The following is a 25592-nucleotide window of genomic DNA, read 5'->3' as shown; positions in this document are numbered from 1 at the left end:
CCCCTCACACGAGCTACGAATACCAGTAATGGTCTACCCATACCGTCGACGGAACAGACGACGGATGGGAGTGGACGAGGGTGCTGATCAACCGGATTGCCGCAGCTCTGGCCCTGGTGTCGGCCGTTCTGCACCTGCGCATGGGCGTCACCGACGTCTCCAGCGCGCTTGTTACAGCCATGGCGCTCTTGTGCGTCTACTGCGCACTGGATCTACTCCGATCCGGAGGCAATCGAGCATGGGTGATGGTCGCGGCCACGAGCGCCGGCATGATCCTCGCGCACTCGTCGTTCCCAGCACACCATCACCCCGTCGGCCAGGGTTCGAGCATGACGACGGCGTCAGCGGTGGCCGCCGTCGAGCTGGTCCTCGCTGCCGCAGTCGTCTTCTTCCGCACCCGCAGCATTCCCCCTGAGTTTCGTCCCTACCGATTGCAGGAGCTTCGATGACCGACACGTTCGCGCCCGTCACCACACACCCGCTGGAACCGCTGAGTCCGCAGGAGATTTCGCAGGCGTCCGCGATTGTGATCCGCGAACAGAACCTCACGTCTTCGGCGCGCTTCGTCTACATCGAATTGAACGAACCGTCCAAAGAGCAACTGAAGCAACCGCATACAGACCGTCGCGCCTTCATCGTGCTGCGCGATCGCGACGCCCACGCCACCTTTGAAGCGATCGTCTCCCTCGCCGAGGATGCGGTCGTCAGCTACACGGAAATCGCCGACGCTCAGCCGCCCATCACGCTCGAAGAGTTCCTGCAGTGCGAGGACGTCATCAAAGCCGACCCGCGCTGGCAGGAAGCGATGATCAAGCGCGGCGTCACCGACTTCAGCCTGGCCATGGTCGACAAGTGGGCCAGCGGTCACACGACAGAAGGCGACAACCCCGGTGGTCGACGCCTCGCCCGCCCACTCACCTTCGTTCGCAGCGAAGCCCAGGAGAACGGGTACGCCCGCCCCATCGAAAACCTCGTCGTGACAGTCGATATGGACACGATGGAGGTCGTCGACGTCGCCGACACCGGCGTCGTACCCATCCCCCGGACACCCGGAAACTACCTGCCCGGCTTCTACGAACGCCCCGGCAACGTGCCCGAGTTCGCGCAGCAGCGTGCGCCGATGAAGAAGATCGACATAACTCAACCCGACGGCCCGTCGTTCACCGTCGACGGCCATTACGTCGAGTGGGCCAATTGGCGGCTACGCGTCGGTTTCACACCACGTGAGGGCCTCGTGCTGCACGACGTGAACTACGTCGATCGCGGTACCGTTCGTCCCGTCATCCATCGCGCGTCACTGTCCGAAATGTATGTCCCCTACGGCGATCCCGGCGACAGTCAGTGGAACAAGAACGTCTTCGACGAGGGTGAGTACGGGCTTGGTGTGCTGGCGAATTCGCTTCAGCTGGGCTGTGATTGCCTCGGCGAGATCCACTACTTCGACGCCTACGTCAACGATCAGGACGGGCAGCCGATCGAACTACCGAACGCGATCTGCATGCACGAGGAGGACTACAGCATCGGGTGGAAGCACACCGACTTCCGCGACAATCTGGGGCAGGTCCGTCGTAATCGTCGGTTGGTGGTGTCTTTCTTCGCGACGGTCGGCAACTACGACTACGGCTTCTACTGGAACCTCTACCTCGACGGGTCGATCGAGTTCGAGATCAAGTTGACCGGCATCATCTCCACTGGAGCGATCGAGCAGGGGCAGATTCCCGAGTTCGGCACCCTCGTCGCACCAGGGTTGTACGGGCCGCATCACCAGCATTTCTTCAGTGTGCGGTTGGACATGAAGGTCGACGGTGAGCGCAACAATCTGTACGAACTCGAAGCCGAGGCAGTCCCCGTCGGCCCGGAGAACCCGCACGGTAACGCGTGGCGTCAGACCAAGCGTCAGCTGACCAGCGAGTCGGAGGCGCAGCGCGTCGCGGATCCGCTGAAAGCTCGGTCCTGGCTGATCGCAAATGCGGATAAGACGAACAAGCTCGGCGGGCACATCGGGTACAAGATCGAGCCGTCGGGCGCGGTGGCTTTGCCTCTGGCACAGCCGGGTTCGCAGCAGGCGCGTCGTGGCGGCTTCGCGACCAAGCACATGTGGGCAACACCGTACACAGAGCGGGAACGCTACGCAGCAGGCGAGTACGTTGCCCAGAACCCCGGTCACGACGGGCTTGTCGCCTACACCGCGCAGGATCGATCTTTGGAGGACGCCGACCTGGTGATCTGGCCTACGATTGCTGCCCATCACGTCGTGCGACCCGAGGATTGGCCAGTCATGCCGGTCAGTCATGTGAGCCTGCACCTCAAGCCCACAGGCTTCTTCGACGGTAACCCGATGCTCGACCTGGCACCTGAGACACCGAAGGTGGGTGGTCACTGCTGTTAGGCGAGTCCGTCGCATCCGCACGAAATTACATAGCAAGCTCGCGAGCGAGGCTCACCACGCCGCCGGCAAACTGCCGAGCGGCGTGGGAGTTCCCGGTGTAGGTGTAGGGAGCCGCTCGAATTCCATCGGCAACGTGGGTTCGGTGATGTCACCGAACGGGCTCCAGATCGTGTGAAATCCGATTGTCGGGTCGGCTGGTCGCGGCAGCGCAGCCACATCGCGCTGGTCGAACAAACCGAGGTCTTGCACCCACATGCAGACTCGTGCGAGATTCACCCGCACGCGCCAGGTTCCACCGTCGAGCGCTCGTCTACGAAGAGCGGCCACAACCCCTGCCGCACCTAGATAGGCGGCGAGATAGTCGTTGAGCAGGTAAGTAGGGGGAAGCGAAGGTCGGCCGTCAACGGTCTCGGAGTCGGCGAACCCGGTTGCCGAGCAGGCCAACTGGTCGAACCCGCCACGCTTCGACCACGGACCGTCTGCTCCCCAGCAGTGGTATTCGCACACCACGACTCCGGGACGGAGTTTCGCGAGCGCCTCGGAGCCGAACCCGCGTTCGACGATACCCCGATACGCATTGACCACCACGTCCGCCTCAGCGCACAACCGGCGGAAGTCCGATTCTCCCTTCGGGGTCCGTAGGTCGACGAAGGCGTTCCGCTTTCCGCCGCCGGTCATCGCGACCATGGCGTTCGGGTCGGGGTTGTCCGGGCGCGACACGTGCAGAACATCCGCGCCGAAGCTCGAGAGCAGCCGCGTGGAGACCGGTCCGGCGATGACGTGGGTGAGATCGACCACCCGTACTCCACCCAGAGGCGGCCAGGCGGCTGCCTCTGGGAGTGGAACTCGGGCCCCGTCGCCGATCCGCTCGAGTTCGACCACATCGCGGCCGTGCAGATAGCGCCCTTCTTCGGTGGCGCGCCATTCGGCAGTGGTTCTCACGACGGCTGCAACACCGCCCGCGGCACAGACTGCGTTCTCCAAAGCGACCGCGTCCCAATGACTACTCGCGTCGGCGATCCGATCCGGCAACGGCGGACAGTTGAGGACGGCGCACACCGCGTCGCGCAGTCCCGCGTAGGTGGTGATCAGGAAGATCCACCGTCCATCGCGGCAACGATAGAAGTCGTTGTTTCCCAGTGCACGCGGATCTTCCATGAGATGCGCCGCAGGAACACCGGACACACTGGTGAGGTACGACGCCCGCAGCTGATCGATCGCATGCTCGGCGCGCACGGTGATCGATTGCGATGGTCGACCTATGTCCTCCCGGACTGCGGCGATCTGAAGCGCGAACGCCGCTATCGCGGCGGATGTAGCGTCGGCAAGCCGGTGTGGGGAGGGCACCAAAGGATCCTGTCCGATCACCGTTACGCTCGACAGCGCGGTGGGTCCGCCCAAAATCTGATTCAGGTCCTCGACGATCGTATGAGTCGCTGGAAAGTTGTTCATGGTTCGAGCGTGAATCAATCCAGGCGCACAGGCACGGCCTTACGGATATCCGTAAAGTGGTGCGCATGGACGGCTCGGGTCATCGTTCTCTGGCACGTGCGGGTCGCATTCTCGACCTTGTCGCACGGTCGGGTGCTCCGTTGACACTGTCGATGATCGCTCGGGGCATAGACGCCCCCATCAGTTCGACTCAGGACCTGGTACGCGAGTTGAGCGCGCTGGGGTACCTGCAGATGCTCGGCCCTGGATATGTGATCGGCCTTCGTCCGCATGTCCTCGACTTGATCGCCGGCACTCCGAGGATCGTCGGGATGGACCACGGCGCACTGCTCTCGCTCAGTCGGCATGCCCAGGTCCCCTTGACGACAGCGGCACTGGTGGGCCGCGATGTGTTCTATCTCGACCACGCAGGCCCGCGGGCGCCGTCGCGCATTCAGACCGTCGCCGACGATCACAGACCGCGGCCGGTATTGCGGACTGCGGCGGGACGGTTGCTGCTCGCGCTCAGCGACGAGGCAGTCCGACACAGAATCCTCGCCGACCTGACGCACACCGACCCGTCTGCGGCACAAGCATTTTCCAAGGATGTGTCGTCGATTCGCCGCGATCGCATCGCCCGCAGCGACGGTCTCGCCGATCCGGACATCGCGGCAGTCGCCCTGCCCGCCGAACACACTGGCGTCGCACTTGTTCTGACGGCTCGGCGGGCCCCGAGGGGAGGACGAGTACCAAGCCTCGAAGTCGCTGCTCGCGCCGTACGTCAGAAACTGAGCGAGATGGCGCCGGTAAGCACGGCGAACACCACGTAGAGCAGCGATGCCGTCATGACCCACAGGAATGCGAAGCGCTGAAAGTCACCCAGGGAGGACCTGACGAGGCCGAGCAGGACCCACAACGGCGCCGACGCCGGCCCGATCGAGTGGGCCATCTGCCCGATGACCGCGGCGCGGGCCATCTCCTCCGGCGGAATCGAATGTTGCGCTGCCGATTCCGCCAGGACCGGAACGATCCCGAAGAAGTAGGCGTCGTTGGCCATGAAGAAACTCAACGGGATACCGATCACCGCTGCAGCCGCGGGAAGTAGGCCTTCGGCGCCGTCTGGTATCAGCGAGATCAGCGCGTTCGCCATGGCCGTTGTCATGCCGGTCTCGGTGAGGATTCCGGTGAACACCCCTGCACCGAGCACGAGGATGACCACAGGGACCGCGTTGGCCGCGTGTGCGCGAATCACCTCTCCCTGATCCGAGGGACGCGGATGGTTCAGCACGAGAACGAGAATGAAGCCCAACATGAACAACACCAGCAGGTCGGCGACGCCGAACACGAGCAACACCAACAGTGTGACGGTCGCGGCCGCATTGGCCCAGGTTCGCCACGTTGCCTTGGTCATCACGGTGCCATCCTCGGAACGCTGGTGACCACCGGACCCGATGTCGGCTCTGACTTCCGCGATTCGTTCGGGTGTGATGTTCTTGCGTGCGTTGCGTCCCAGCAGATACGCGAGTCCGATGATGGCGGCACACATCAGCAGCATCGCGGGAAGCATGTGGACGAAGTAGTCGGTTGCGTCGATGCCCAGCACACTGATGGCTCGGGTGGCGGCGCCTCCCCACGGCGTGGTTCCCGAGATGGTACCCAGTGCCATCGTCGAGATCGTAGCGATGACAAGTGGATTGATCCCCAGCTGCCGATAGATGGGTAGGAATGCCGAGCAGATGATCATGTACGAGGTGGTGCCGTCGCCGTCCAGCGCGACCAGTAGGGCAAGAACGGCGGTGCCGACGCAGATCTTGACGGGGTCACCGCCGGACAAGCGGATGATGGCGCGTGAAACCGGGTCGAAGAGCCGCGCATCCATCATGACGCCGAAGTAGAGAACGGCGAACAACAGGAGAATTGCTGTGGGGGAGACGGTTTCGATTCCCGCCGCGACCATCTCCGGTAGATCAGCGCCTCTGCCGCTGATCAACAGGACGACGATGGGAATGACGACGACCGCGACGAGTGCCGTCGCCCATTTCTTGATGACGACGAGCATGAACGACGCCAGCGAGACAAAACCGAGTACTGCGAGCATGATTCAGCGCTCCGCAACGAGGCGGCCGATGACCGCCTTGGTGAAGCCCTCGGTGTCTGCTGTTCCGTGGAGGTCTTTGGTTCGGGTGTCCGGGGATGCAACCGCGAGGTCGATTGCACCATGAATTCGCGCGCCCGCATCCGTCAGCCTGGCGTCGTTTCGTTGCTCACCGATCCACGACAGGAGCATGGCGGCCGACCCGATCAGGGACGCGGGGTTGGCCACGCCGCGGCCTGCGATACCGGGCGCCGATCCGTGTTGAGCCTGCGCGACGGCATGACCCGTACCCACGTTGAGGGATGCAGCGAGGCCGAGACTGCCCGACAGTTCGGTGGCTTCGTCGGAGAGAATGTCGCCGAACATGTTGGTGGTCGTGATGACGTCGAACTGCTCCGGGCTCCTGATCAGCAATGCTGCAACGGCGTCGACCAAGAGTTCTTCGTACGCGACGTCCGGGAACTCGGCGCGAACGTGCCGCGCCGCTTCGAGAAAGAGACCGTCGCTGAGCCTGAGCACATTTGCCTTGTGTACGACGGTAACTTTGGATCGGCGCGTGCGCGCGAGTTCGAATGCACGACGGACGATTCGCTCCGACCCAGCACGGGTGACCTTCCGGATCGCGAGCGCGAGGTCTTCGGTCGGCATGAACTCTCCCCCGCCCGCGAACATCGTCCGGTCGGCGTAGAAGCCTTCGGTGTTCTCGCGCACGATGACGAGGTCGAACGCCCGGTTCAACGGGTTGGGCAGCGCATTCACCGTACGAGCAGGTCGGATGTTTGCATACAGGTCCAACTGGCGCCGGAGAATCCCGGACGGGTTGACGCCCCCTTCCGAGCTGGGTGGATAGTCGAGGTGCGAGACCGGACCGAGGATGACACCGTCGGCGGCGCGGGAGATGTCCACGATCTCGGGCGGCATCGTCGTTCCGGACGCGCGTAGGGCGTCGAATCCGATGAGCTCACGCCGGAAGTGGGGCGCGATCCCGGCGGGGGCAAGGGTGGCGTCGACGACCCGGGTTGTGGCGTCGGCAATCTCGGGGCCGATACCGTCGCCGTCGAGTACTACCAGTTCTAGAGTGTTGCTGCACTGCGTGTTCGGGGATTCGTCGGTCAAGGTGTCTCCAGCTGTTCACGTCCGCTTCGTTGCGGACTCGGCCACTGGTGTGACCGCTGACATACACAGTGCCGCCCGTCGAGCTTGAAGACCAGAGAGAGTTACTCACACCTGACTTAAGGAGAACTCACACCTTGGGTGACGTCGATCAGGATTGCTCGCAGAGCCCGATCCGCCGGAGTGTGAGTACTTCCCTCCAACCGACACAACAGAATTCGACGCTCCGGCAGTTCGCCCAGTTCCAGAGCAGTCACACCGTCTCGGAGGTAGCGAGTGGTCAACTTGGGAGCGACCGCGAGCCCCAAACCGGCAGCCACCATCGCTTGCGACTCCATGTAGTCGTTGGATTCGATGAACACTTTCGGATCGAAACCGACATCACGGCACGTTCGTCGAAAGACGGTGGTGATCGCGTGCCCACCGGTCCGAACGATCCACTGCTCGGATGCGAGCGAGGCGAGAGTCACCGGGCCCGGATGCTTCCAACCGGTGGGCACCAGCAACACCGTTTGATCGACGGCGATGACCTCGGTATCGATGCCGGGCGTCGTCATCGGCAGCTGGGCATAGTCCCATGCAAGCGCCACGTCGACGGTCCGTGCCTGCAGCATCTGCTGAAGGTCGCGCAGCCTCGACGAGGTGATCCCCAGTGTGATACCTGGATGCGCCGCCTGGAAAGTGCTGATGACGTCGGGCAGTAGTGACGCCGCGAACGACGGAAACACCCCGAGGTCGACGCTGCCCGCCCGGGCGTTGGAGAGATCGGACAGCTCGACGGCCAGTGCCGACAAGTGGGTCTCGATTGCCGCAGCTCTGGCAGCGACGAGCCTGCCTGCTTGCGTCAGGTGAACGCCGCGTGCATGACGTTCGACGACGGGCGTGCCGACGATACTTTCGAGACGTTTGATCTGCTGCGACACCGCCGACGGGGTGTACATCAGCTGCTCGGCTGCCGCGGTCATCGAACCTGAGCGATCGATTTCGATCAGCAATCTGAGCAGGGAAAGCTCTACTTCCATCTGGTCAGCCAATCATGCGGCCGGCGTGCGGCGCACAGCGGTGGGTTACCGCTGAGCTTTCCAGAACGCCGAGGCGCCATCGAGTCCCATCGGTGAGCATGGAACCCCAGTGTTACTCATCCGGCGAACGGGTCTTCGGCCCGCCCCGGGGGACGTTCGATGCCGATTGGGAGGCGCCTACCTTCACATGGGCGAAGCCCCGACGAACGATGAGGTCCGGACGTTCAACCTCGTCCGATCAGCGCGAAAGAGATCCACCGAGTATTCGACGGGCCGTTCCTGCTGGTCGTATCCGATGCGCTCGAGTTTGAGGATCGGGGTGCCCTCCGGCTGCCGGAGCAGCGCACCGACCGGCGCGGTCACGGTCGCCAGCTCGATCGACTCGTCCGCCATGCACACCGAAATGCCAAGCAACGTCCTTAGCGCCTCGTAGACGGAGTTCAGCGGGGTCTCCAGCACCCGTCCGCAGATGCTTCCGCTGAGGTACATCTGTTCCAGAGACAAGGTGTCACCGTCGGCAAACCTCAAGCGCAACAACGACACTGCCGGTCCGTCGCCGAGGACTCGAGCCGCATCAGCCGAAGGGCTCGTCATCCGCGCCGAGATCACCTTGGTGCCGTCGCGAAAACCTTGTTCGTGCAACATCTGCGGTACACCTTTGACGGTGTTGAGGCTCCGCAGCAGCCTCCGACTTTGACATACTGACAGCGTGCTCTCGGGGGAGGGCGAACCCGGCGAGACTGCGGTCAGGTACGCACCACCCGCGCGGCCTTTCATCCGACGGATCACGCCATCGCGTTCGAGCAGGTCCATGGCTTTGCGCACAGTCGTCCGCGAGGTACCCAATCGCTCAGCCAGCTCGCGTTCGGGTGGGAGCCGAGGTACCGAGCGCTGCTCGAGCTCCTCCACCAACCGAAGTAGAGCTGCATGGGTGTGCTCCATCATCAGCACTGGTCCACCTCCTGACGTGTTGTCATTGCAATCTAAATGATCCTGACGCCTGCAAACCACCACCTACCTGCTGATTTACGCACGATTAACACCGCTGGTGTCCTATGTCATTCCACCCCGGCCACGCGTTACATGCAGTTCACACTTCGCGAACAAAACCAGAAATGGTCTACGCCCATCGTTCTCCCTGTCAGAGAAATCCACTCATCGAAAGGTGCACCACTGTGGAAGATTCCCGGTCGGCCCGCGCCGCACTCGGCGTGGAGCTCGCCCGCTCGGCGGGTGAGATTGCCCGCCGCTGGTTCGACACGTCGGCCCTCGCGGTCGAGTCGAAACAGGACGGTTCCCCTGTTACGCAGGCAGATCGCGAGATCGAGCAGTACATCAGGGCCCAGGTCACCGAGCACTACCCGGACGACAGCTTCCTCGGCGAGGAGTTCGGTGAAACCGCCGGAACGTCGCAGTATCGCTGGATCGTCGACCCGATCGACGGAACCAAATCGTTCGTTCACGGAGTTCCGCTGTACGCCAACCTGATCGCTCTCGAAGAAGACGGCACCATCGTCGCAGGCGTCATCAACCTCCCCAGTGCCGATGTGCTGATGCACGCCGAACGCGGCAAGGGATGCTGGAAAAACGGCAAGCAAGTTCGCGTTTCGGACAAAACGGAACTCGACGGCGCGTACGTCATGGCGACCTGGCTCGAGGACTGGCACCCCGATTCCATCGTCGACCTCCAGTCCGCAGGCGCCGTCATCAGAACCTGGGGCGATGCCTACGGCTACATGATGGTCGCGAGCGGCCAAGCCGAAGCGATCGTCGACTACACCACGCAGGCTTACGATCTCGCCCCCATGCCGGTCATCATCGAAGAGGCCGGCGGCATGTTCACCTCGCTCGACGGAGCGCGAGACTTCAACGGTGGCAACGGCATCGCCTCCAACGGCGCCGTGCACGACTCGGTTCTCAAAATAGTCAACCAAGGATGACGCACATGAAAGAGTACATTCGCGGCCTGAGCCGGAAGAGCATCATGACGTTCTTCGGCAGCATCTACGCTCTCGCTCTGCTCTTCGCGCTGTTCCCACCGCTCTACATGTGGGGCAGCGGCATTCGCTTCGAGATCCTCGGCATTCCGTTCGCCATCATGTACTGGCTGATCAACGGAGTCGTTCTCGGCCTGACCCTCTGGGGCCTCTACATCGTCGAGGACATCCGCGGCGAACTCGACGAGGACCTCCTCCCCGCTACCGCACCCCTCACTGGAGAATGACATGTTGATCATGCTGGGAATGCTGGCGGTCTTCTACGCCATCGTCATCTTCATCCTCTACACCACACAGCAGAAGACGAGCCCCACGTTCGACGAGTACTCCGTCGGCGGCCGCTCCTACGGCCCCTGGTACGTCGCGATGAGCTACGTCAACTCGTGGTGGCCCGGATCGGTGTTCATCGCGTTCTTCGGACTCGCCAGCGGCGCAGGCGTGTTCGGCCTCTACGGCCTCGCGTACTCCAGCCTCGGCGTCGCGATGATGTACTTCATGGCCACCCGCGCCTGGCGTTGGGGAGCGAAGTACAACCTCCGCTCGCAGCCCGACCTGCTCGGCCTTCGCTTCAACTCGCGCGGCACCAAGATCGTCGCCAGCGTCATCGGCATCGTCTCGCTGTTCCCGTGGGTCGTCCTCGGCATGCAGGCACTGGGCGAGGTCTTCCAGGTCGCCAGCGCCGGAGCATGGTCCGTCACCACATGCCTGTTCGTCGGACTCGCCGTCATCGTCATCCGCCAGTTCTGGACCGTCAAGATGGGCATGCGCGGCCTGATCATGACCGACATGTTCCAGGGCATCGTCGCCTACGTCTTCTCCGCAGCGCTCGGCCTGGTCCTGCTCTCCGGTGTCGCCGGCGGCCCCATCAGCTTTTCCACCCTCGGAGATGTCGCCGACGAGTACCTCAAGGTCCCCGGAGACGGCGACGCGTACGGCCCGTTCTACCTGTTCGCCCTCATCTTCACCGGCGTGGTCGGATCGCTCTGCTGGCCGACGAGCTTCCAGCGCATCTACACCGCGTCGAGCGTGCGCGCCGTCAAGTCCGGCACCATCCGCACCGTCCTGATCTCCGGCGTCTTCTACTCCCTGCTCATGCTCGTCGGTATCGCCAGCACGGTCATGCCCGACGTCGCGTCATCGCCTCAGACCGGCTGGTTCACCATCGCGGAAAGCTACGGCGGAACGTGGCTGCTCGGACTCGCCGCCACCATGGTGTTCGCCGCATCCATGGGCCACATCGACGGCAGCGTCCAGGTCTGCGGCCTGCAGATCGCCAACGACCTCGTCAACTCCGACAAGCGCAAGCTCACCGACAGCCAGCTGACCAAGGTCGCGAAGATCAGCATGCTCGGCTTCATGGCCGCCGCAGCCGTCGTCGCCTACGCCACGTTCAACATGACGCGTCTGCAGCTCCTCGCCCAGATCTCGTACCAGGGCGTCGTACAGCTCGCCATCCCGCTGTTCCTCGGTGTCTTCTGGCGCGGCGGCAACGGCAAGGGCGCGGTCGCTGGCATGGTCTCCGGCTTCACCGTCGCCCTCGTGCTCACCGCGATCTTCCCCGACGACATCGTCGGCCTCGGCAGCCTCACCGGCGGCGTCATCGGCATGGCCGTCAACCTGGCCGTCTTCCTCATCGTCTCCAAGGTCACCGGCACCACGGCCGAGGAGAAGGCCCGCGTCGACGCCATGTTCGAAGTCGGCAAGCGTCCCACCCGCACCGCTCCCGCCGACCTGGCCTTCGAGGCCCAGATCGACGAGATGGCCGCTACCCCTGCTCCGGAGAAAATCTAGTGACCTTTCTAGACGATTTCGCGACGATGTCCTCGTTCGGCGCCACCGCAGCTGGCGGCGTCGACCGAGAGGCAGCGACCGCGGACGACGGTCGAACCAGGCGGTTTCTCGCCGACTGGTTCGACCGGCACGGCCTCACCACCATCGTCGACGCCATCGGAAACATGTACGGCAGCGTCGAATTCGTACCCGGCGCGCCCTACGTGCTCGTCGGCTCGCATCTCGACAGCCAACCGACGGCCGGGAAGTACGACGGCGCCTACGGTGTCCTCGCCGCCGCCCACGCCGTGCATCACCTGAAGGAACACGTCGAACGCGGTTCCCTGACTCCGCAGTTCAACCTCGCCGCGGTCAACTGGTTCAACGAAGAAGGCTCCCGCTTCTCCCCTTCCCTCATGGGAAGCGGGGTCTTCATCGGCAAGTTCGACGCCGACGAGATCCTGAAGGTCACCGACCGCGCCGGCATCAGCGTTCGAGATGCTCTGTCCGATATCGGCTTCCACGGAATCGACCCAGCACCCGAGGCCGTCTCGTACGCCGAGATCCACATCGAGCAAGGCCCGATCCTCGAGAAGGAAGGCCTGAGAATCGGGATCGTGACCGCCAACTGGGCAGCACGGAAGTACTCGATCACCGTGCACGGCGAGCAGTCGCACACCGGCGCAACGCATATGGCCCTGCGTCACGACGCGTTGGTCGGCGCATCTCGGATCGTTCTCGCCGCCCGAGAACTCACGAGAAACTTCGACGACGGACTGCTGCTCGCGTCGGTCGGGCAGTTCGACGTGGAACCCAACTCCCCCATCGTCGTGCCGTCGAAGGTCACCATGGCCGTCGACCTCCGGTCCTCGGATCCGGACGTGCTCGAACAGGCTCACGAGATGCTGCTCGCTGCCATCGACGAGGTGACCGAGGTCAATGTCAGCATCGATACATCGTCGTTGCGGCCGTCGACGAGTTACCAGCTCGAAGGCGTCGAACTCGCCGAGGAGGCCGCGAAGGACCTGGGACTGTCGCATCGCCGGATGCTCACGATGGCCGGGCACGACTCGGTCAACCTCAAGGACATCGTCCCGACGGTCATGCTCTTCGTCCCCAGCGTCGACGGCATCTCGCACAGCGAGAAGGAACTGACGCGCGACGAGGACCTGCTCGCCGGGGTCAAGATGCTCACCGAAACCGTCGCTCGCATGGTCCGGGGCGATATCGGCGCAGCTCATCCTGCAGAGTTCGCTAACGCCAGCCACACTTCGTCGTAAGAAAAGAAGGCGCACATGATCGACTTGCCCGCTACGACTGCCGCGATCGCCGGCAGCTCGCGAGTCGACGCGCTCGGTTCGAAAGGCCTTCGATGAATCCTCTCCTCACCAAGTCCGTCGCCGAGATTCGCGACGCGTTCGCCTCCGGCGACACCACGCCCCTCGATGTGCTCGACGCGACGCTCGAGCACATCGAGGTCACCAATCCGGTGATCAATGCGATTGCGTACGTGGACGAATCGGGTGCACGCGCCGCGGCTCAGGCTGCGACGGATCGTCTTCGCGCCGGGCAGTCTCTCGGCGGTCTCGACGGGATTCCGGTGACGATCAAGGACTCGGTGCATGCGATCGGGATGCCGTGGCGTCACGGTGTCGCGGCCAACGCGGATCTGAAGGTGTCGACGACGGACGCTCCCTCGGCTGCGCGTCTCAAGGAGGCGGGGGCTGTCATCGTCGGCAAAACGACGATGCCCGACATGGGAATGATGGCCGCCGGCGTCAGTTCGCTGTACGGGATCACGCGTAACCCGTGGGATCTGAGCCGCAACACCGGCGGCTCGAGCTCGGGTGCGGGAGCGAGTTTGGCGTCGGGCATCGGTTTCGGTTCTGTCGGTTCCGATATTGCCGGATCGGTGCGGCTGCCTGCCGGCCACTGCGGGTTGGTGGCGCTCAAGCCGACGCAAGGACGCATTCCGCATGTGGCGCCGTCGACGATGCGATCGGCCGGTCCGATGGCTCGCAACGTCGACGATCTGATCGACCTGTATCGCGTCATCTCCCGACCGGATCCGCGGGACACGTGGAGCCTGCCGTACGAGGACACCGCCGACATCCATGCGCCGCTGTCGCCTGCAGGTCTGAAGATCGGCGTCATGCTCGACATGGGCTACGGGCACAGTGTCAGCGAACCCGTCGCGGCAGTGGTGCGCGATGCTGCCGCGCAGCTCAGCGCCGCCGGCGCCGTTGTCACCGAGATGCCGCCGGTGTTCACCTACGATCCGTATCCGGCGCTCGACCGGCTGTTCCAGGTGCGTGCGCGGACGGAGTGGGAGTCCATTCCGGAGGCGCGACGGTTCGAGGTCCTTCCTGCCGTGGCGGACTGGGCGTACGGGGCAGCGAACTATTCGGCTGCTGACTACTCGCGCGACACCGACTCGGTGATGCGGTCGCAGGAGTTCGTGCGGGCGAGGTCGAGTGAGTTCGACTTCGTGATCAGTCCGGTCATTCCGACCGTCGGGTTCGGCGCCGAGGAAGTCGGGCTCGATCTCCTGCAACCATTGGGACACTGCAGCTTTACCGCGTGGTTCAACCAGACAGCGCAACCAGTCTCGGCATTGTGCTTCGGATTCAGCACGGCGTTCGGCACGAACTCGGGCATGCCCATCGGCATTCAGGTCGCGGGGTCGCGCTTCGCCGACCAGGCCGTCCTGCGGTTGACCAAATGGCTCGAAACCCACCGTGAGATCACCATGGACTGGCCGATCGACGTGGCGGCAGACAAGATCGGAGCAGCCTGATGACTGTACGAAACTTATTGAGCGACATCGGCGTCTGGACTACCGGCGACGTCGTGTTGGATGCGGGCCCCACCATGGCGAGCCCGAGCTGGTGGGGCGCTGATTCCGAGCGTTATTCCGGACGCGCCGATATCGCCGACGACGCCGTGGGCAACGCCGCGTTCGTCAAGGTCATGGAGTCGCAGGCTCGTGACTACGTCGAATTCGGTGCGACGTTCTCCGCCGCTACCGCTGCTGGTGATGCCGGAATCGGCCCGAAGGTCTTCATCTCCGACGCCGACTCCGGTGTGCTGGTGATGGAGGACTTCACCGGCATCTCGTCCACCGCCACCCTGGACCTGTTCGACGAGGACGCGAACGTCGAGAAGCTGGTGGCGCTGCGGAAGTCGGTGCACGGGTTGGCCGGGGTCACGCGTCGGGCATCGGTGTTCGACGACCTCGCTGCCGTGCACGGGCTGATCGCGAAGGTCGGCGGCGCGTTGCCGGCCGACTTCGACTGGATGCTCCGCACCCTCGCCCCAGCGCAGGCGCGCATCGAGTCCGCTGGTTTCGACACCGTTCCCTGCCACGGTGACGGCAACGTCTCCAACATCCTGATGCTCGACGACGGCAGCATGCGCCTCGTCGACTGGGATGTCGCGGCGCGGATGGACCCGCTGCAGGACATCGGAGCATTGCTGGCGGAAATCCGCCCGTTCGACTCCGATGCGCGAGAGGTGTTCGAGATGGCGTGGGGATCGTTCGACAGTGCGCTGTTCGATCGCGCTCGCATTTATGGGATCGCGGACTCGCTCCGCTGGGCGCTGATCGGATTGTATTGCGATGCAGTCAAGCCCGGGACGCACGAGTATTCGAAATTCTCCGATTGGCAGTTCCTTCGGGCGCGCGCTGGCTTGCGCGACCCGCATTTCGACGACCGAGTACGGAACATCTGAGGTGACCATGAACGATATAGCTGTCGGATCTGCCCGCACCGAACCCGAACGCCAGGTCGAGAAGGCCCTCGCTGCCATCACCGAGTGGGAGGGACTGAACGTCACCTACTCCCCCGTCACCGGTGGGTTGATGAACAGCAACTGGCGCATCACCGTCGAAGGCAAACCCAAGCGCTACTTCATGAAGCTGCCGGGTGCTGGGACGGATTCGTTCATCGACCGGTCCCTGGCCAACGAGGCAGCTCGACGCGCTGGTGCGTTGGGGATCGGACCGGAGGTGGTGTTGTTCGATCCGGTCACTGGTGTCGAGGTGATCGAGTTCTTGGAGGGCTATCGGGCGTGCACGAACGGTGATCTGAAGCGTCGGGAGATTCCGCTGGGGATGATCGATGTGTATCGGACGCTGCATTCGGGCAGCACACTGAGCGTGACGAAGACGATCTTCGACATGATCGACGAGCATCTCGAACAGGTTGCCGAATTGGGTGTGCGGCTGCCGCGTGATGCGGAGGTGATCCTGACCGAGTACCGGCAGGTGAAGTCGGCGATGCTGGCGTCCGGCTTGGATCTGGTTGCGTGCCATAACGACCCGATGCCCGGCAACATCCTCATCGGCGACGGGTTACCGATGAAACTGGTGGACTACGAGTTCGCGTCGAACAACGATCGGGCCTACGAGCTCGCTGTGTTGGTCACCGAGATGTTCTACGGCGAGCAGCAGGTCATGGAGTTGATCGAGGAGTTCTTCGGCAAAGCGGAATGGTCCATGATCTCCCGGGTGCAGGTGTGTAGTTTCCTTGCCGACGTGAAGTGGGGTCTGTGGGGGTGTGTGAACCACAAGCTCAGCGGGGCGTGGGACTTCGACTACCACAAATACGGGTCGTGGAAACTGGCGCGGGCGAGGATAAAGATGTCGGACCCGCGATGGGCATATTGGGTCCAGTCGTTGTGAGCTGACCGAGCAACTTCTTCGTCGACTCACTGATCCAGCTGTTTACCGTCCTTCTTACCGGTGCGCTGGTTGCAGCCTTTGTCGTCTGGTTCATCGCCGAGATCCGCTGGCCATAGCTTGTGTCCACCTCGGCGTAGACCCCCAGTTCGACAATCAACGTTCGGCGACGAGTCTGTCTTCTGCTGCGCGCGTCCCGAGTTCGATACGTGCAGCGGGGTTGTCGTTGTAGAAGCGGATCCATCTGGCCAGCACCATTGGGTGAATATCTACCCGTCGACAGTCGAGCTCGATGAGAGGTTCGGGCGGTAGCTTCTCGATCCTCCAGAACGGTGTCGAGTCACGCCGGATGACGGAACTCGCCGAATCGACACGAATGGCGACGGCGGCGTAGCGCCTGACTGAAAAGGACACGTCGACTACGGCGTCCCACGTCACCTCGGCCTCGTACGACCAGCCGCGTTGACGAATCCCCTGCGCAGTAAGTTCGACCCTGCCATTGCGTATCGATCGAGTAGCCAGAGGAACGAAGAAAGTCGCAAGAAACGCACCCATCACGCCGCAGATCACCAGCAGCGGACCACCAGCAGCGGACCACCAGCAGCGAATCCGAATCCGATCAGGACGACCACCAGCGACCCGACCACAGCGCTGAGCAGTGGCAAGCCACGAGAGTCGTATCGCACGGTCGACGCCGTGACCGTCCGACGTGCAGCCTCACCCACGTTGCGCGACGGTTGATTGCTCCATGCGAAAGTTGCTGTCGCAGTAACGAACACCGCAAAGGATCCAGTCGCGACCGCGGACGCTGCCTGACCGGTGATGACACTGGATCCAGCCAATACCAGGGCGATCAGCGCAAGAACACCGGCGAAAACACTGCCCAGAACCAACTGCACCCGCGGGACAGGGAAACCGGGAAGCTCGTCAGCGCGTTGATCAGAAAATTGCATCCCATGCCCCCGTTGCTAATCCTCGACCGAGCGGCCCGTCAAGACCGCCTACAGGATCAGACGCACACCGAGGACAATCGGTTCCCCAATTCAGCGATCACCCTCGTGCAGGCCCAGCGAACTCCGTAAGTCGATGCGACCATTTCCGAGTGCTCGACGCTTCGCCAGAACAGCATCGACGTCGCTGACGTGTTCGCCGCGACAGCGCGTGCATGTGATATGCACGGCGCAGCGTCAACGGGTCGAGAGCGTGCCCAGACATACACGACCGCGAAAGCCGGAACGATCCGTTAGAGGTCGGCTGGTCGTGCGAGTGATCTCATCGTCGACTCGGATACCCGGTATCCGGCCTCGTACATCCATGGCCAGTCGGCGAAATCTTCCGGATCGACGATGAGCGACTCGACCCCACCGTTTCCGCGTCGTTTCGGTCGGTTCGCCGGGTGTGCCGGGTAGTCCTCGACCAGATCGTCACACTGGAGGCTTTGCCGGAAGATCAACCACGTCTCGGGAGTGAATCCGACGGCCTCCGCTCGTTTGGCAAGATCGATCCATGCGCCGATGTTGGTGTAGCCGCCGTCGAGGATGTGCTGTCTCGTCGCAATCATGGGAAACGTTCCGTACCAGATCGGCGGATAGTCGAGCAGGGTTCTGCACCATCGCCTGCGTCGTTCCGGCGGAATGGGGTTCCACTTCGCTTGGGCGGCAGCCAGTTCGAAAGACTCGGACATAATTCACCTCTTCCGGAGGTGCGAGACCTCCATCGACTTGCCCGCCGGCGGCCGCCGGTCGAGCCGGTTCTTCCCCTGGGGCACCCCTGTCGATGGAGACGGGGTTGCCGGACAGCCGGCCAGGTACCGTGCGACTGTCACTCTTGAACCTGATTCGAAGATAGCCCCGACACACCGATTTGTCACGACGCATCGGCACGCAACGGTTTCAGCGGTCCAGGCAGGTCCATATCGATCACCATCTCGTCATACCCAGCCCGATCCGCGCGGGACCTGGGCGCGGCTCGATAGAAGAGTCAACGTACCGTCGACCGCTGCGTGCGCGTCTTCAATGGCCCTGCCAATAAGATCTCCGAACGGGACGGAACAATCAGACTGTCAACCCCTTTCACCGGATGGGTCAAGTAATGGAAAACGGAAGATTCGAAGAATTCGAACTCGCCCGGGTAGTCACGGACAACCTGGTTTCTCTAGGCATCCGGCGGGGCGATCCGGTTACGATCCTCGAAACGCTTGGTGACCATTACCTGGTTCAGGCAGTGAACATGAACGATGACCTCCAAATGCCCTGGGGCGATGCTGAACATAGCGATCTGGAACCCTCCGACGGAACCGATCAGAATGGCAAGTCGCTGTCATGCCCATTCCCGGTCCCCCGTAGAAACATCCGACAGCCTCTTGGGAACTCACCCGCTTGAGTCGAGGTGCCAAGACTTGCCGTAAGAGCCCTCGCTTCGTATGGCCGGCCTGAGTCGGCCCATCCACCTGTGCGGCACGACTTCCGAACTAGCATTTGCAGCGTGATGCATCCAAGATTTGCTGAATGAGTTCGATGAACCGCGACGACGCTGTATGGGCGCCGCTCTCGAAGGACGACTACGCCCGGCACCTTGACTGCCGCGATGGCCGCTGGGATCTTGGCTCGAATTGCCGTGATCAAAGTCCTCGTTGCTTCCAGAATTTCGCAAGTCAGAATTCCTTGCGTCATTCGGAAACAGTAGGCGGACGCTGACCACTACCTCCTGTCGAATCGCAGACGCCCGCGAGCGAAACTATTCTCAGCCGCTAGTAGCCAGGGCTCGTGCGGGTTGTTCACCCGAGCAATGATCCGCTCGCATTCGTCGCGGTCGCCTCGGAGCTCGACCACGATCTCACCCCTGCCATCCGCTCGTTGACGTAGGTAGAGGTCGAAGTCTATCCCGGGAGGCAACTTTGCAAACCGCGTGATCAACTGTCTCAACACTATTCGCACGGTGGAGCCGGTGACCAAGTCGAAACGTACCTTGGAGAACTCATCGAGATTCATGACTTCGATGATTCTGGTTCGTAGCCCATCGGGAACAGGGATGTCCCGGTCGGCCACAAGAATGATCGACGCCTCGGTACCGGACAGGCCGTAGCTTGCGCCTTTGAGGCCGACGCCGGTGTCGAGGGATTCCCAAATCCCGTTCAGCCCTGCGTCCAGCTGAAAGCTTGCCTTGTCGAGGATGTCTGCACTCTGGCCCACGTCGAGCTGGTTGGTGATCGTCTCGTTGCGTACCCGGTCGGGATCCACGCTGTCCAGTACCTGCTCGGCCTGCCGTTCCAGGATTACGTTGCCCACGCTCTGGCCAGAGGTCAACGCCACCAATGCCTGCAGAATTTCCGGGCGACGGCTCAAGGTGTGATTCTCGAGCGCCTTACCAAGTAACTCTGCGTTTCGGTCCTGCATTGCAGTCCACGGACCTGGGATCGACATCAGCGGAATGTTGAGCTCACGGGATAGCTTCTGAGCCGCTTCGACCTGTGCAAACTGGATCCGGCCTGCCAGTGCTGCACGTTCGAACTCGTCAGCGCGTTCGGCCACCACACGTTTGAGCGCAATCTCCGCATCGACGTGCGCTCTCGCCATCGCCAACTGACCTTCGTGGTCGACCTCGATGAGTTCGGCTTCACGGCGGCGTTGCGCAGCACGTACTTCGATCTCGGTAAGCGCAACCTCGGCGACCTTGGAATCCATGTTGGCGATTTGAGCCAGTACGCCTTCCGGCCACGTGACATCGATGACCCGTGCCATCGTGACATGGATGAACTTCTCGTCGAGTCGGACCGTCCCCCCGGGGAATACGAACTCAGCGAATCCCGCGCTGTAAATCTTCAGTGGGTCGGCGCCCTCGAGCATCGTACGAACATGACGCTCGAGGGAATCCGTCAACCGCGATTCGATCGCCGTCGTGAACGCCGCGCCTTCCGATTCGAGCAGCGCAAGGAGTCCCACCTGATCCGACTCCGGATCGATTCGAAAGCCAAGGGTGATGGCTGCCGACGGGAGAAACAGCGAGTCACCCAGCGGGACGTGGGAGAAGCGGATATCGACCGTCACGGTGCTCGTGCGCAGCTTCGCATAGGACGCGGCCTGGAACTGACCGAGACCGAAGTCCCATCGTCGTTGACCAGCTTTGATCAGTTGACGACCGCCACCCTTCTTGAAGATGACGAGCCACTGGCCTGGCTCCGGGCTGAGTCTGCCCTGGATCGGGAATGTATCGCCCAACAACTGAGGCACACCGGACATCACACTCTCCTACTCGCCAGTGTCGGTCGTTCGACCGATTGACCATCGTACGGAATCAGGGTAGCGGCACGGCACGTAATTCAAACGAATGATCATGCCCACCAACATCTCTCGCAATTCTGCCAAGCTTGTCAAGCTGTAGTAGGTTTGACCTCCTTCAGCTGATCGTCCCGAAACAGCGAACTGGACAATCAAGGCGGCGCAGGTGGGCAACTCACGTTTCGACGATATTGCCGGCAAAGTTGTCGGAGGGGCGGCGGTGTTTCTGAACGCGACTGCCCCGCCGCCCGCGGCCGCTGACCTTGCGGAAAGCAATGAGTTTCTCGCGCCGCTGGTCGGCGCACATGTCAACGCCGCAGAGGCGGTGGCTCAGTTCGGTGAAGCGAGGGCGCAGCGCGATGAATCCGTTTCCGAACAGGTAGCCGAACCCGAGTATGCAGATCACGCGCCACCTGAGGACGTCGAACTATCCGAGGACACGACTACCGTCGAAGAGGCGAGCGACGCCGCCGAATCCACAGACGACTCCTCGTCGGATGCTTCCGGCGGGTTGTTGTGACGGACCGGGTAGCGAACGGCCGGTAGCAGCGTGAACATCAATACGCTCGAAATGGTGCACATCGACCGTGACCGTTGGGCATGGGCCGCTCGGGTGCCAGTCTTGCCCGACAGTATGGTCGAAGAAGAGCTGTACGGGCTCGATACGGTTCGACGTGCGTACCTCAATCTTGCAGAGGCTCTTGCCTATGCGGCCACCGAGGGCTCTGCCCTGCAATTGCGCTTGCACTCGGAAGGTCGAAGCGCGTCTCATCCAGGTACGGTCAGCGCGTGGATTGTGGGCGCGGCAACCACCGTCGAAGACGCGAAGACGCTCGGCAACCTCGTCGTCACGAATCTGCCCGCAGAGCTGGATCTGCTTCCCGCTAGTGGCGAGGACACAACGGATCTGTTTTGGTTCTTGACCCAGGGCGGTGCTCATCCGGACATCGCGGAGGTTCGGCGGAGACTCGAGGACGCGGATGTCGGACGATCGGCTGACGCCACCGCACGAGATGCGACCCATGTCGCGGTCTTGCAGTGGGCACCCGAGCCGCACGCTCTTCGGCGCGCGGTCGAGATGTTGTCGTACCACGAGGGCCGATGCGGCTTGATCCTTCATGCGGAAAGGACCGTTCCCAGCGTCGAACTGCTCGGGCACCTTTCAGACACAGTGGCATTGCTTCGATTCGACCCAGACCGTCGAACTGACAAGCTCGGCGACCAGATTTTGATGGAGAGCATCGAGGTACTACGCGACCTGCCGCGGGCCGCGCTGAAGGTCAGGGTAGCCGCCGTGAGCACGAACGGCCTTTTACCAGGGATGGTGGAATCGATCGGAATGGATCTCACCGGCCTTGGCGGTTTCGACATCGTGCGGCCCTCGGGTCTCGAACGATTCGACGCCGAGGAATTGTTGACCCTCGCGGTGGCGCACGACTGGGGGTTCGACCTCACAGACAAACTCGTACGTGAACTGGTCGAGATCTCGTCCCCCTCCCGGGCGGGCGCGGTAGTCCGTTTTCCCCAGCCACCTGTCGGCGGCTTGCCGGGCATTGCCAGCTCACCTCTTACGACACTGCCGCGATCACCACAACTGCAGCTGACAGGAAGCAACGGTCCTGCGTGCATTCTGGGCGCCGGTTTGACCGGTGGAACTGTCGAGCTGTCTTTGTCCGAGATCAATCGCCACGTCATGGTCGCCGGCCTCCCCGGTTTCGGCAAGACAACCTCTGTACAGCGTCTGCTCGAACAACTCTGGCTGGACCACAGAGTGCCGTTCTTGGTTCTCGACCCAGCGAAGTCGGACTATGCGGACCTCGCGGCGAGACTCGCGGACGACGGAGTCGAACACGTTGTCCTCGGTCCGGCGCATCCGGCGTTCAACCCCTTCGTCGTTCCACCTGGCTGCGACACAGCGGCGCACGCCGCACGAGTGGTGGGCGCCTTCGACGTTGCGCTCAGGCTCTCGGAGAGCTGGCCGTTCGGATACATCCTGCTGAGCCGTGCTCTGTACAAGTGCTACGAGACATCGGAGGCGCCGACACTGCGAGATTTCTATCGGACAGTGGGCGACATGATCCGGACTTCGGACTACTCCCTCAACACCCGATCGGAGATCATCGGGTCCTTACTCGGACGGCTTGAGTCGCTGGTTCGAGGACCGATGGGCTCGGCGTTCGCGACGGGGCCGGATGCGGGGATCGACTGGGAGAGGCTCCTGAGTACACCCACCGTCGTCGAGTTCCGAGCATTTGCGGGTCCGACCGAACGCTCGCTGGTGTTTGCTCTTCTCATAGCCGGTCTTGCGTCGTATCGTGAAGCGCACCCGCCTGCCGGACGCCTCGCGCACGTCACCGTGCTCGAAGAAGCGCACCGAGTCTTGTCGAGCCGGAGCGATTCTCAGTCCGAAGGAGTCCGACTCCTCGTCGAGGCCGTGGCCGAGTTGCGTGGAAGCGGAGAGGGTTTCATCATCTGCGACCAGGCCCCGTCGACGCTCGATGCAACGTTGAGGAAAGTGACCGGCAGTCTCATATGCCACCGAATAGTCGACAGCACCGAACGCGAGATGCTCGGGAATGCACTGTTGCTCAACGAACGGCAGGCGCAAGACCTCGCACGGCTCGATGTCGGTACAGCGGTCGTCTACGCCGCTGAGCGTGTGCAATCGGCCATGGTCCAAGTCTCACCGCCAACGTCGCGGCCGCCTAGCCTCCTTCTTACGAGCGAGCACAGCCTCGGAAGCGACGACGTTCATCCTGTGATGTGCATCGGATGTCCCTCGATGTGCACGGGTCTCGACTACGCAACAACCAGGCTTCGAAACCATCCCGCCGACGACGGTCTGATCGAAGATGTCTTCGCGGAATACAACGCCTCGCGCATAACCAGGGCCGAAGCCTGGTGCACCGCGGGCCACGTAGTCGCACTAGAACCAGCGTCGCGCTCGTCTCGACACTTCCTCAAGTCTCTCACCGAGTTGGCATCTGCCATGGACACTTTGGCCCCCACCAGATCCTCAGCCTCCACTGCACACAGGAGTTCACATGGCGAACAATGACAACGACCGGACAGCCGATCTCGCGTCGTACTTCACGTCGCCTGAGCCGGACACCGGGTCTCCAGCATTAACACCTGCTACCCCGGTCGAGCCACCCGCTCCGCCTGCAGCGGGACCTACGCCGAAACCCTGGGTTCGACGGGAAGCCGGTGAGTCGAAACCACCACCGAGAGCTACGGCTGCGCCAGCGAACAAAATCGATATGACGCGCTACGACGGTGGCGGTGTGAAGATCGAGCGGTCGGACGTCGGACATGCTGACGATGACCTCAACACTCCGATTGTCCAGGCGACCACGTCGGGACCGGCCAAACCCGAGAGTTCGATCGACAAGTACGTACGATCTTTGCTCGCAGTCGTCGGAATACCGACCCTGATCATCTTCATCGGCAACTGGATTCCCGAGATCGGACTGTGGGGCTTCTATCGGACGATTGCAGACCAGGTCGCACCCGTCGCCGGAGGATGGCCTTTGCTGCGCGAGGCGGCCCCAGGCTGGGCATTCGACCACTGGACCGGCCTACAAGGCCTCGGTTTCGTACTCGTTCTCGCGCTGTATATCTCCGTTCACATCAAGAGTCCGCTCGCCCGGATTGTCCTTGTGCCCTTCGCTGGAGCGGTCGCCGCGCTGTACGCGTTGGCCGCCCTCATATCGCTATTCGCCGGTGCCATTCCCTCCAGCACAGTCGGTTTGCTCCTGTGCGTGATAGCAGCAGCACTGGGCGCCAAGATCGGCTATCAAGCGATGACGTCGACTGTAACGATCGGAAAAGTGCCTACACCCATGGCGCTTGCAGCCGCGATCGCGGCTGGTGTGACGGTGCTCCCAGCGTTGTCGGTCGGACGCTGGGCAACCGCTCAGAGTTTGACCGACCAGGCGGCAGCACTTACACGAGACAATTCGGAGTTCATGGACGCATTTCTGCATGTGGCAACGTTTCTACAGTGGCTCACCGGTGCAGCCATCGTCGGGTTTGCCTTCTCGATTGTCGACATCGCCGTTGCAGTCGGAAGAAAATCTTTGATCAAGCCGATCATCACGAGTGTGGTCCTACTTGGCCTCATCATCATCACCGCGGGCGGCGCGTCCAGCACTTCGAAGACCGCGTCGACCGAACTCGCAACACTCGGCCCAGGCGAAGAGGTACAGAATTGCACAGCCTGGTGGACCACTGATGCCGTACCCGCAACCACATTTGCCGTGGCCGGCGGCGGCTGCGACGTTGTACGCATCTACGAAGGCAAAGTTCGTATCTCCGAGACCCCACTCGGCTTCAACGCGCAATCGACGAGCACGTGGACCACGACCACAGGTTCGCCGATCACCGTGCCCACACCGACGGCGTCGTACGGACAAACGATAGTGGTGGCCGGGGCTCAAGGGTCCAGAAGTCCCGGCGCGTTCAACCTCGCCGGTGTTGGCTTTCAGAGCGGGGCGATCAATTGGACCTACACCTGCGCCAATTATGACCCGTTCGCCTTCACCTTCTCCGGTAGCCAGGGCGCAGACAACATCGACGGTGCAGTCTTCACCCCTCCGGGAGAGGGCCGCAGCGTCATCGTCAACTGCCTGGGGCGGGTCCTGCATATCAACCCCGACAATGGCGCGGTGTTCTGACGCGCACCATTGGGTGCTCGCTGACTCAGTCGCTTTGTCCACGAATTTGAGTGACTCGAAACCTGCCGCATGCGTGACGATGGGAGGCTCGCCCAACGTGGGCGGGCGGAAGCCAGATGGGCGATGATGCGCGAAGGACGA

Annotated in this window: 23 protein-coding genes and 1 riboswitch; of the genes, 14 read left to right on the top strand and 9 right to left on the bottom strand. The window is 62.5% G+C overall.

Annotated elements, in window-relative coordinates; all coding sequences use genetic code 11:
* Nucleotides 1–80: 80 nt before the first annotated feature.
* Together CH292_RS10725 and CH292_RS10720 are read left to right on the top strand one after the other, a co-directional pair.
* The gene (locus CH292_RS10725; RefSeq protein ID WP_094654705.1) at nucleotides 81–449 is read left to right on the top strand and encodes a hypothetical protein; all 369 of its coding nucleotides are present in this window, start codon (nucleotides 81–83) and stop codon (nucleotides 447–449) included.
* On the top strand, nucleotides 446–2389 hold the full coding sequence (locus CH292_RS10720) for a primary-amine oxidase (protein ID WP_094654704.1): 1944 nt from the start codon (nucleotides 446–448) through the stop codon (nucleotides 2387–2389). The genes CH292_RS10725 and CH292_RS10720 overlap by 4 nt, the downstream gene beginning before the upstream one ends.
* A 51-nt stretch (nucleotides 2390–2440) precedes the next feature.
* Here CH292_RS10720 and CH292_RS10715 read toward each other — a convergent pair whose 3' ends face one another.
* Nucleotides 2441–3841 carry a CoA transferase gene (locus tag CH292_RS10715; RefSeq protein ID WP_094654703.1) on the bottom strand — a complete coding sequence of 467 codons (1401 nt, stop codon included), beginning with the start codon at nucleotides 3839–3841 and terminating at the stop codon, nucleotides 2441–2443.
* Between the two features lie 65 nt (nucleotides 3842–3906).
* On the opposite strand from CH292_RS10715, the gene CH292_RS10710 reads away from it, so the two are divergent.
* Nucleotides 3907–4650 carry a helix-turn-helix domain-containing protein gene (locus tag CH292_RS10710; RefSeq protein ID WP_094654702.1) on the top strand — a complete coding sequence of 248 codons (744 nt, stop codon included), beginning with the start codon at nucleotides 3907–3909 and terminating at the stop codon, nucleotides 4648–4650.
* On the opposite strand, the gene CH292_RS10705 is transcribed toward CH292_RS10710, so the two are convergent.
* The 4 genes from CH292_RS10705 to CH292_RS10690 form a co-directional block, all read right to left on the bottom strand.
* Nucleotides 4602–5918, bottom strand: a complete 1317-nt coding sequence (locus CH292_RS10705) for a CitMHS family transporter (RefSeq protein WP_094654701.1) — start codon at nucleotides 5916–5918, stop codon at nucleotides 4602–4604. The genes CH292_RS10710 and CH292_RS10705 overlap by 49 nt on opposite strands.
* 3 nt (nucleotides 5919–5921) lie before the next feature.
* Complete coding sequence (locus CH292_RS10700) at nucleotides 5922–7031, bottom strand: isocitrate/isopropylmalate dehydrogenase family protein (RefSeq protein ID WP_094654700.1); 1110 nt, start codon at nucleotides 7029–7031, stop codon at nucleotides 5922–5924.
* A gap of 116 nt (nucleotides 7032–7147) precedes the next feature.
* Entirely contained in the window at nucleotides 7148–8050 is a 903-nt protein-coding gene (locus CH292_RS10695; protein WP_094654699.1) for a LysR family transcriptional regulator, read from the bottom strand.
* Nucleotides 8051–8233: 183 nt separating this feature from the next.
* The gene (locus tag CH292_RS10690; protein ID WP_143545749.1) at nucleotides 8234–8995 is read right to left on the bottom strand and encodes a GntR family transcriptional regulator; all 762 of its coding nucleotides are present in this window, start codon (nucleotides 8993–8995) and stop codon (nucleotides 8234–8236) included.
* 230 nt (nucleotides 8996–9225) lie between these two features.
* Between CH292_RS10690 and CH292_RS10685 the strand changes: the two genes are divergently transcribed.
* From CH292_RS10685 to CH292_RS10655, 7 genes are all read left to right on the top strand, one after another.
* The gene (locus tag CH292_RS10685; RefSeq protein WP_179277953.1) at nucleotides 9226–9990 is read left to right on the top strand and encodes an inositol monophosphatase family protein; all 765 of its coding nucleotides are present in this window, start codon (nucleotides 9226–9228) and stop codon (nucleotides 9988–9990) included.
* Between the two features lie 5 nt (nucleotides 9991–9995).
* Entirely contained in the window at nucleotides 9996–10274 is a 279-nt protein-coding gene (locus tag CH292_RS10680) for a hypothetical protein (RefSeq protein ID WP_052060045.1), read from the top strand.
* Between the two features lies 1 nt (nucleotide 10275).
* The gene (locus CH292_RS10675) at nucleotides 10276–11838 is read left to right on the top strand and encodes a sodium:solute symporter (protein WP_094654696.1); all 1563 of its coding nucleotides are present in this window, start codon (nucleotides 10276–10278) and stop codon (nucleotides 11836–11838) included.
* Complete coding sequence (locus CH292_RS10670) at nucleotides 11838–13097, top strand: M20 family metallo-hydrolase (RefSeq protein WP_256978024.1); 1260 nt, start codon at nucleotides 11838–11840, stop codon at nucleotides 13095–13097. Before CH292_RS10675 ends, CH292_RS10670 begins: the two co-directional genes overlap by 1 nt.
* Nucleotides 13098–13189: 92 nt before the next feature.
* The gene (locus tag CH292_RS10665; RefSeq protein WP_094654695.1) at nucleotides 13190–14614 is read left to right on the top strand and encodes an amidase; all 1425 of its coding nucleotides are present in this window, start codon (nucleotides 13190–13192) and stop codon (nucleotides 14612–14614) included.
* A complete protein-coding gene (locus CH292_RS10660) occupies nucleotides 14614–15549 on the top strand; it encodes a phosphotransferase (protein ID WP_094654694.1) in 936 nt (311 codons plus the stop codon). Before CH292_RS10665 ends, CH292_RS10660 begins: the two co-directional genes overlap by 1 nt.
* Before the next feature lie 7 nt (nucleotides 15550–15556).
* Nucleotides 15557–16501: a choline kinase family protein gene (locus CH292_RS10655; protein WP_094654711.1), complete on the top strand. Its 945-nt coding sequence runs from the start codon at nucleotides 15557–15559 to the stop codon at nucleotides 16499–16501.
* Between the two features lie 153 nt (nucleotides 16502–16654).
* Here CH292_RS10655 and CH292_RS28610 read toward each other — a convergent pair whose 3' ends face one another.
* The 4 genes from CH292_RS28610 to CH292_RS10635 all read right to left on the bottom strand — a co-directional run bounded on the left by CH292_RS28610 (nucleotide 16655) and on the right by CH292_RS10635 (nucleotide 20343).
* Entirely contained in the window at nucleotides 16655–16912 is a 258-nt protein-coding gene (locus CH292_RS28610; RefSeq protein WP_143545748.1) for a hypothetical protein, read from the bottom strand.
* A gap of 152 nt (nucleotides 16913–17064) precedes the next feature.
* Complete coding sequence (locus CH292_RS10645) at nucleotides 17065–17451, bottom strand: hypothetical protein (RefSeq protein WP_143545747.1); 387 nt, start codon at nucleotides 17449–17451, stop codon at nucleotides 17065–17067.
* A gap of 290 nt (nucleotides 17452–17741) precedes the next feature.
* Complete coding sequence (locus CH292_RS10640; protein WP_094654691.1) at nucleotides 17742–18182, bottom strand: mandelate racemase/muconate lactonizing protein; 441 nt, start codon at nucleotides 18180–18182, stop codon at nucleotides 17742–17744.
* Between the two features lie 28 nt (nucleotides 18183–18210).
* A riboswitch (SAM riboswitch) is annotated at nucleotides 18211–18331 on the bottom strand.
* Between the two features lie 866 nt (nucleotides 18332–19197).
* Entirely contained in the window at nucleotides 19198–20343 is a 1146-nt protein-coding gene (locus CH292_RS10635) for a hypothetical protein (protein WP_143545746.1), read from the bottom strand.
* Nucleotides 20344–20352: 9 nt separating this feature from the next.
* Between CH292_RS10635 and CH292_RS28605 the strand changes: the two genes are divergently transcribed.
* The 4 genes from CH292_RS28605 (at nucleotide 20353) to CH292_RS10620 (ending at nucleotide 25451) form a co-directional block, all read left to right on the top strand.
* Nucleotides 20353–20778: a hypothetical protein gene (locus CH292_RS28605; RefSeq protein ID WP_143545745.1), complete on the top strand. Its 426-nt coding sequence runs from the start codon at nucleotides 20353–20355 to the stop codon at nucleotides 20776–20778.
* Nucleotides 20779–20941: 163 nt separating this feature from the next.
* Nucleotides 20942–21295: a hypothetical protein gene (locus CH292_RS10630; RefSeq protein ID WP_094654689.1), complete on the top strand. Its 354-nt coding sequence runs from the start codon at nucleotides 20942–20944 to the stop codon at nucleotides 21293–21295.
* A 102-nt stretch (nucleotides 21296–21397) separates the two neighbouring features.
* On the top strand, nucleotides 21398–23833 hold the full coding sequence (locus CH292_RS10625) for an ATP-binding protein (RefSeq protein WP_179277952.1): 2436 nt from the start codon (nucleotides 21398–21400) through the stop codon (nucleotides 23831–23833).
* 202 nt (nucleotides 23834–24035) lie between these two features.
* On the top strand, nucleotides 24036–25451 hold the full coding sequence (locus tag CH292_RS10620; protein ID WP_094654687.1) for a hypothetical protein: 1416 nt from the start codon (nucleotides 24036–24038) through the stop codon (nucleotides 25449–25451).
* The last annotated feature ends 141 nt before the right edge of the window (nucleotides 25452–25592 follow it).

It is taken from the genome of Rhodococcus sp. 14-2470-1a (assembly GCF_002259425.1).
GTDB lineage: Bacteria > Actinomycetota > Actinomycetes > Mycobacteriales > Mycobacteriaceae > Rhodococcoides > Rhodococcoides fascians_E.
Note: the sequence above shows the minus strand (reverse complement) of the source record. Positions and strands in the feature narration are given on the sequence as shown.

Bases quoted from the DNA above. Each gene is read 5' to 3' on its own strand.
- CH292_RS28605 (WP_143545745.1), top strand. From the start codon at position 20,353: ATGACGCTCGAGGGAATCCGTCAACCGCGATTCGATCGCCGTCGTGAA.
- CH292_RS10680 (WP_052060045.1), top strand. From the start codon at position 9,996: ATGAAAGAGTACATTCGCGGCCTGAGCCGGAAGAGCATCATGACGTTC.
- CH292_RS10690 (WP_143545749.1), bottom strand. From the start codon at position 8,995: ATGATGGAGCACACCCATGCAGCTCTACTTCGGTTGGTGGAGGAGCTC.
- CH292_RS10720 (WP_094654704.1), top strand. From the start codon at position 446: ATGACCGACACGTTCGCGCCCGTCACCACACACCCGCTGGAACCGCTG.
- CH292_RS10660 (WP_094654694.1), top strand. From the start codon at position 14,614: ATGACTGTACGAAACTTATTGAGCGACATCGGCGTCTGGACTACCGGC.
- CH292_RS10705 (WP_094654701.1), bottom strand. From the start codon at position 5,918: ATGCTCGCAGTACTCGGTTTTGTCTCGCTGGCGTCGTTCATGCTCGTC.
- CH292_RS10655 (WP_094654711.1), top strand. From the start codon at position 15,557: ATGAACGATATAGCTGTCGGATCTGCCCGCACCGAACCCGAACGCCAG.
- CH292_RS10665 (WP_094654695.1), top strand. From the start codon at position 13,190: ATGAATCCTCTCCTCACCAAGTCCGTCGCCGAGATTCGCGACGCGTTC.
- CH292_RS10710 (WP_094654702.1), top strand. From the start codon at position 3,907: ATGGACGGCTCGGGTCATCGTTCTCTGGCACGTGCGGGTCGCATTCTC.
- CH292_RS10635 (WP_143545746.1), bottom strand. From the start codon at position 20,343: ATGCTCGAGGGCGCCGACCCACTGAAGATTTACAGCGCGGGATTCGCT.
- CH292_RS10675 (WP_094654696.1), top strand. From the start codon at position 10,276: ATGTTGATCATGCTGGGAATGCTGGCGGTCTTCTACGCCATCGTCATC.
- CH292_RS10620 (WP_094654687.1), top strand. From the start codon at position 24,036: ATGACGCGCTACGACGGTGGCGGTGTGAAGATCGAGCGGTCGGACGTC.
- CH292_RS10645 (WP_143545747.1), bottom strand. From the start codon at position 17,451: ATGCAATTTTCTGATCAACGCGCTGACGAGCTTCCCGGTTTCCCTGTC.
- CH292_RS10715 (WP_094654703.1), bottom strand. From the start codon at position 3,841: ATGAACAACTTTCCAGCGACTCATACGATCGTCGAGGACCTGAATCAG.
- CH292_RS10640 (WP_094654691.1), bottom strand. From the start codon at position 18,182: ATGTCCGAGTCTTTCGAACTGGCTGCCGCCCAAGCGAAGTGGAACCCC.
- CH292_RS10695 (WP_094654699.1), bottom strand. From the start codon at position 8,050: ATGGAAGTAGAGCTTTCCCTGCTCAGATTGCTGATCGAAATCGATCGC.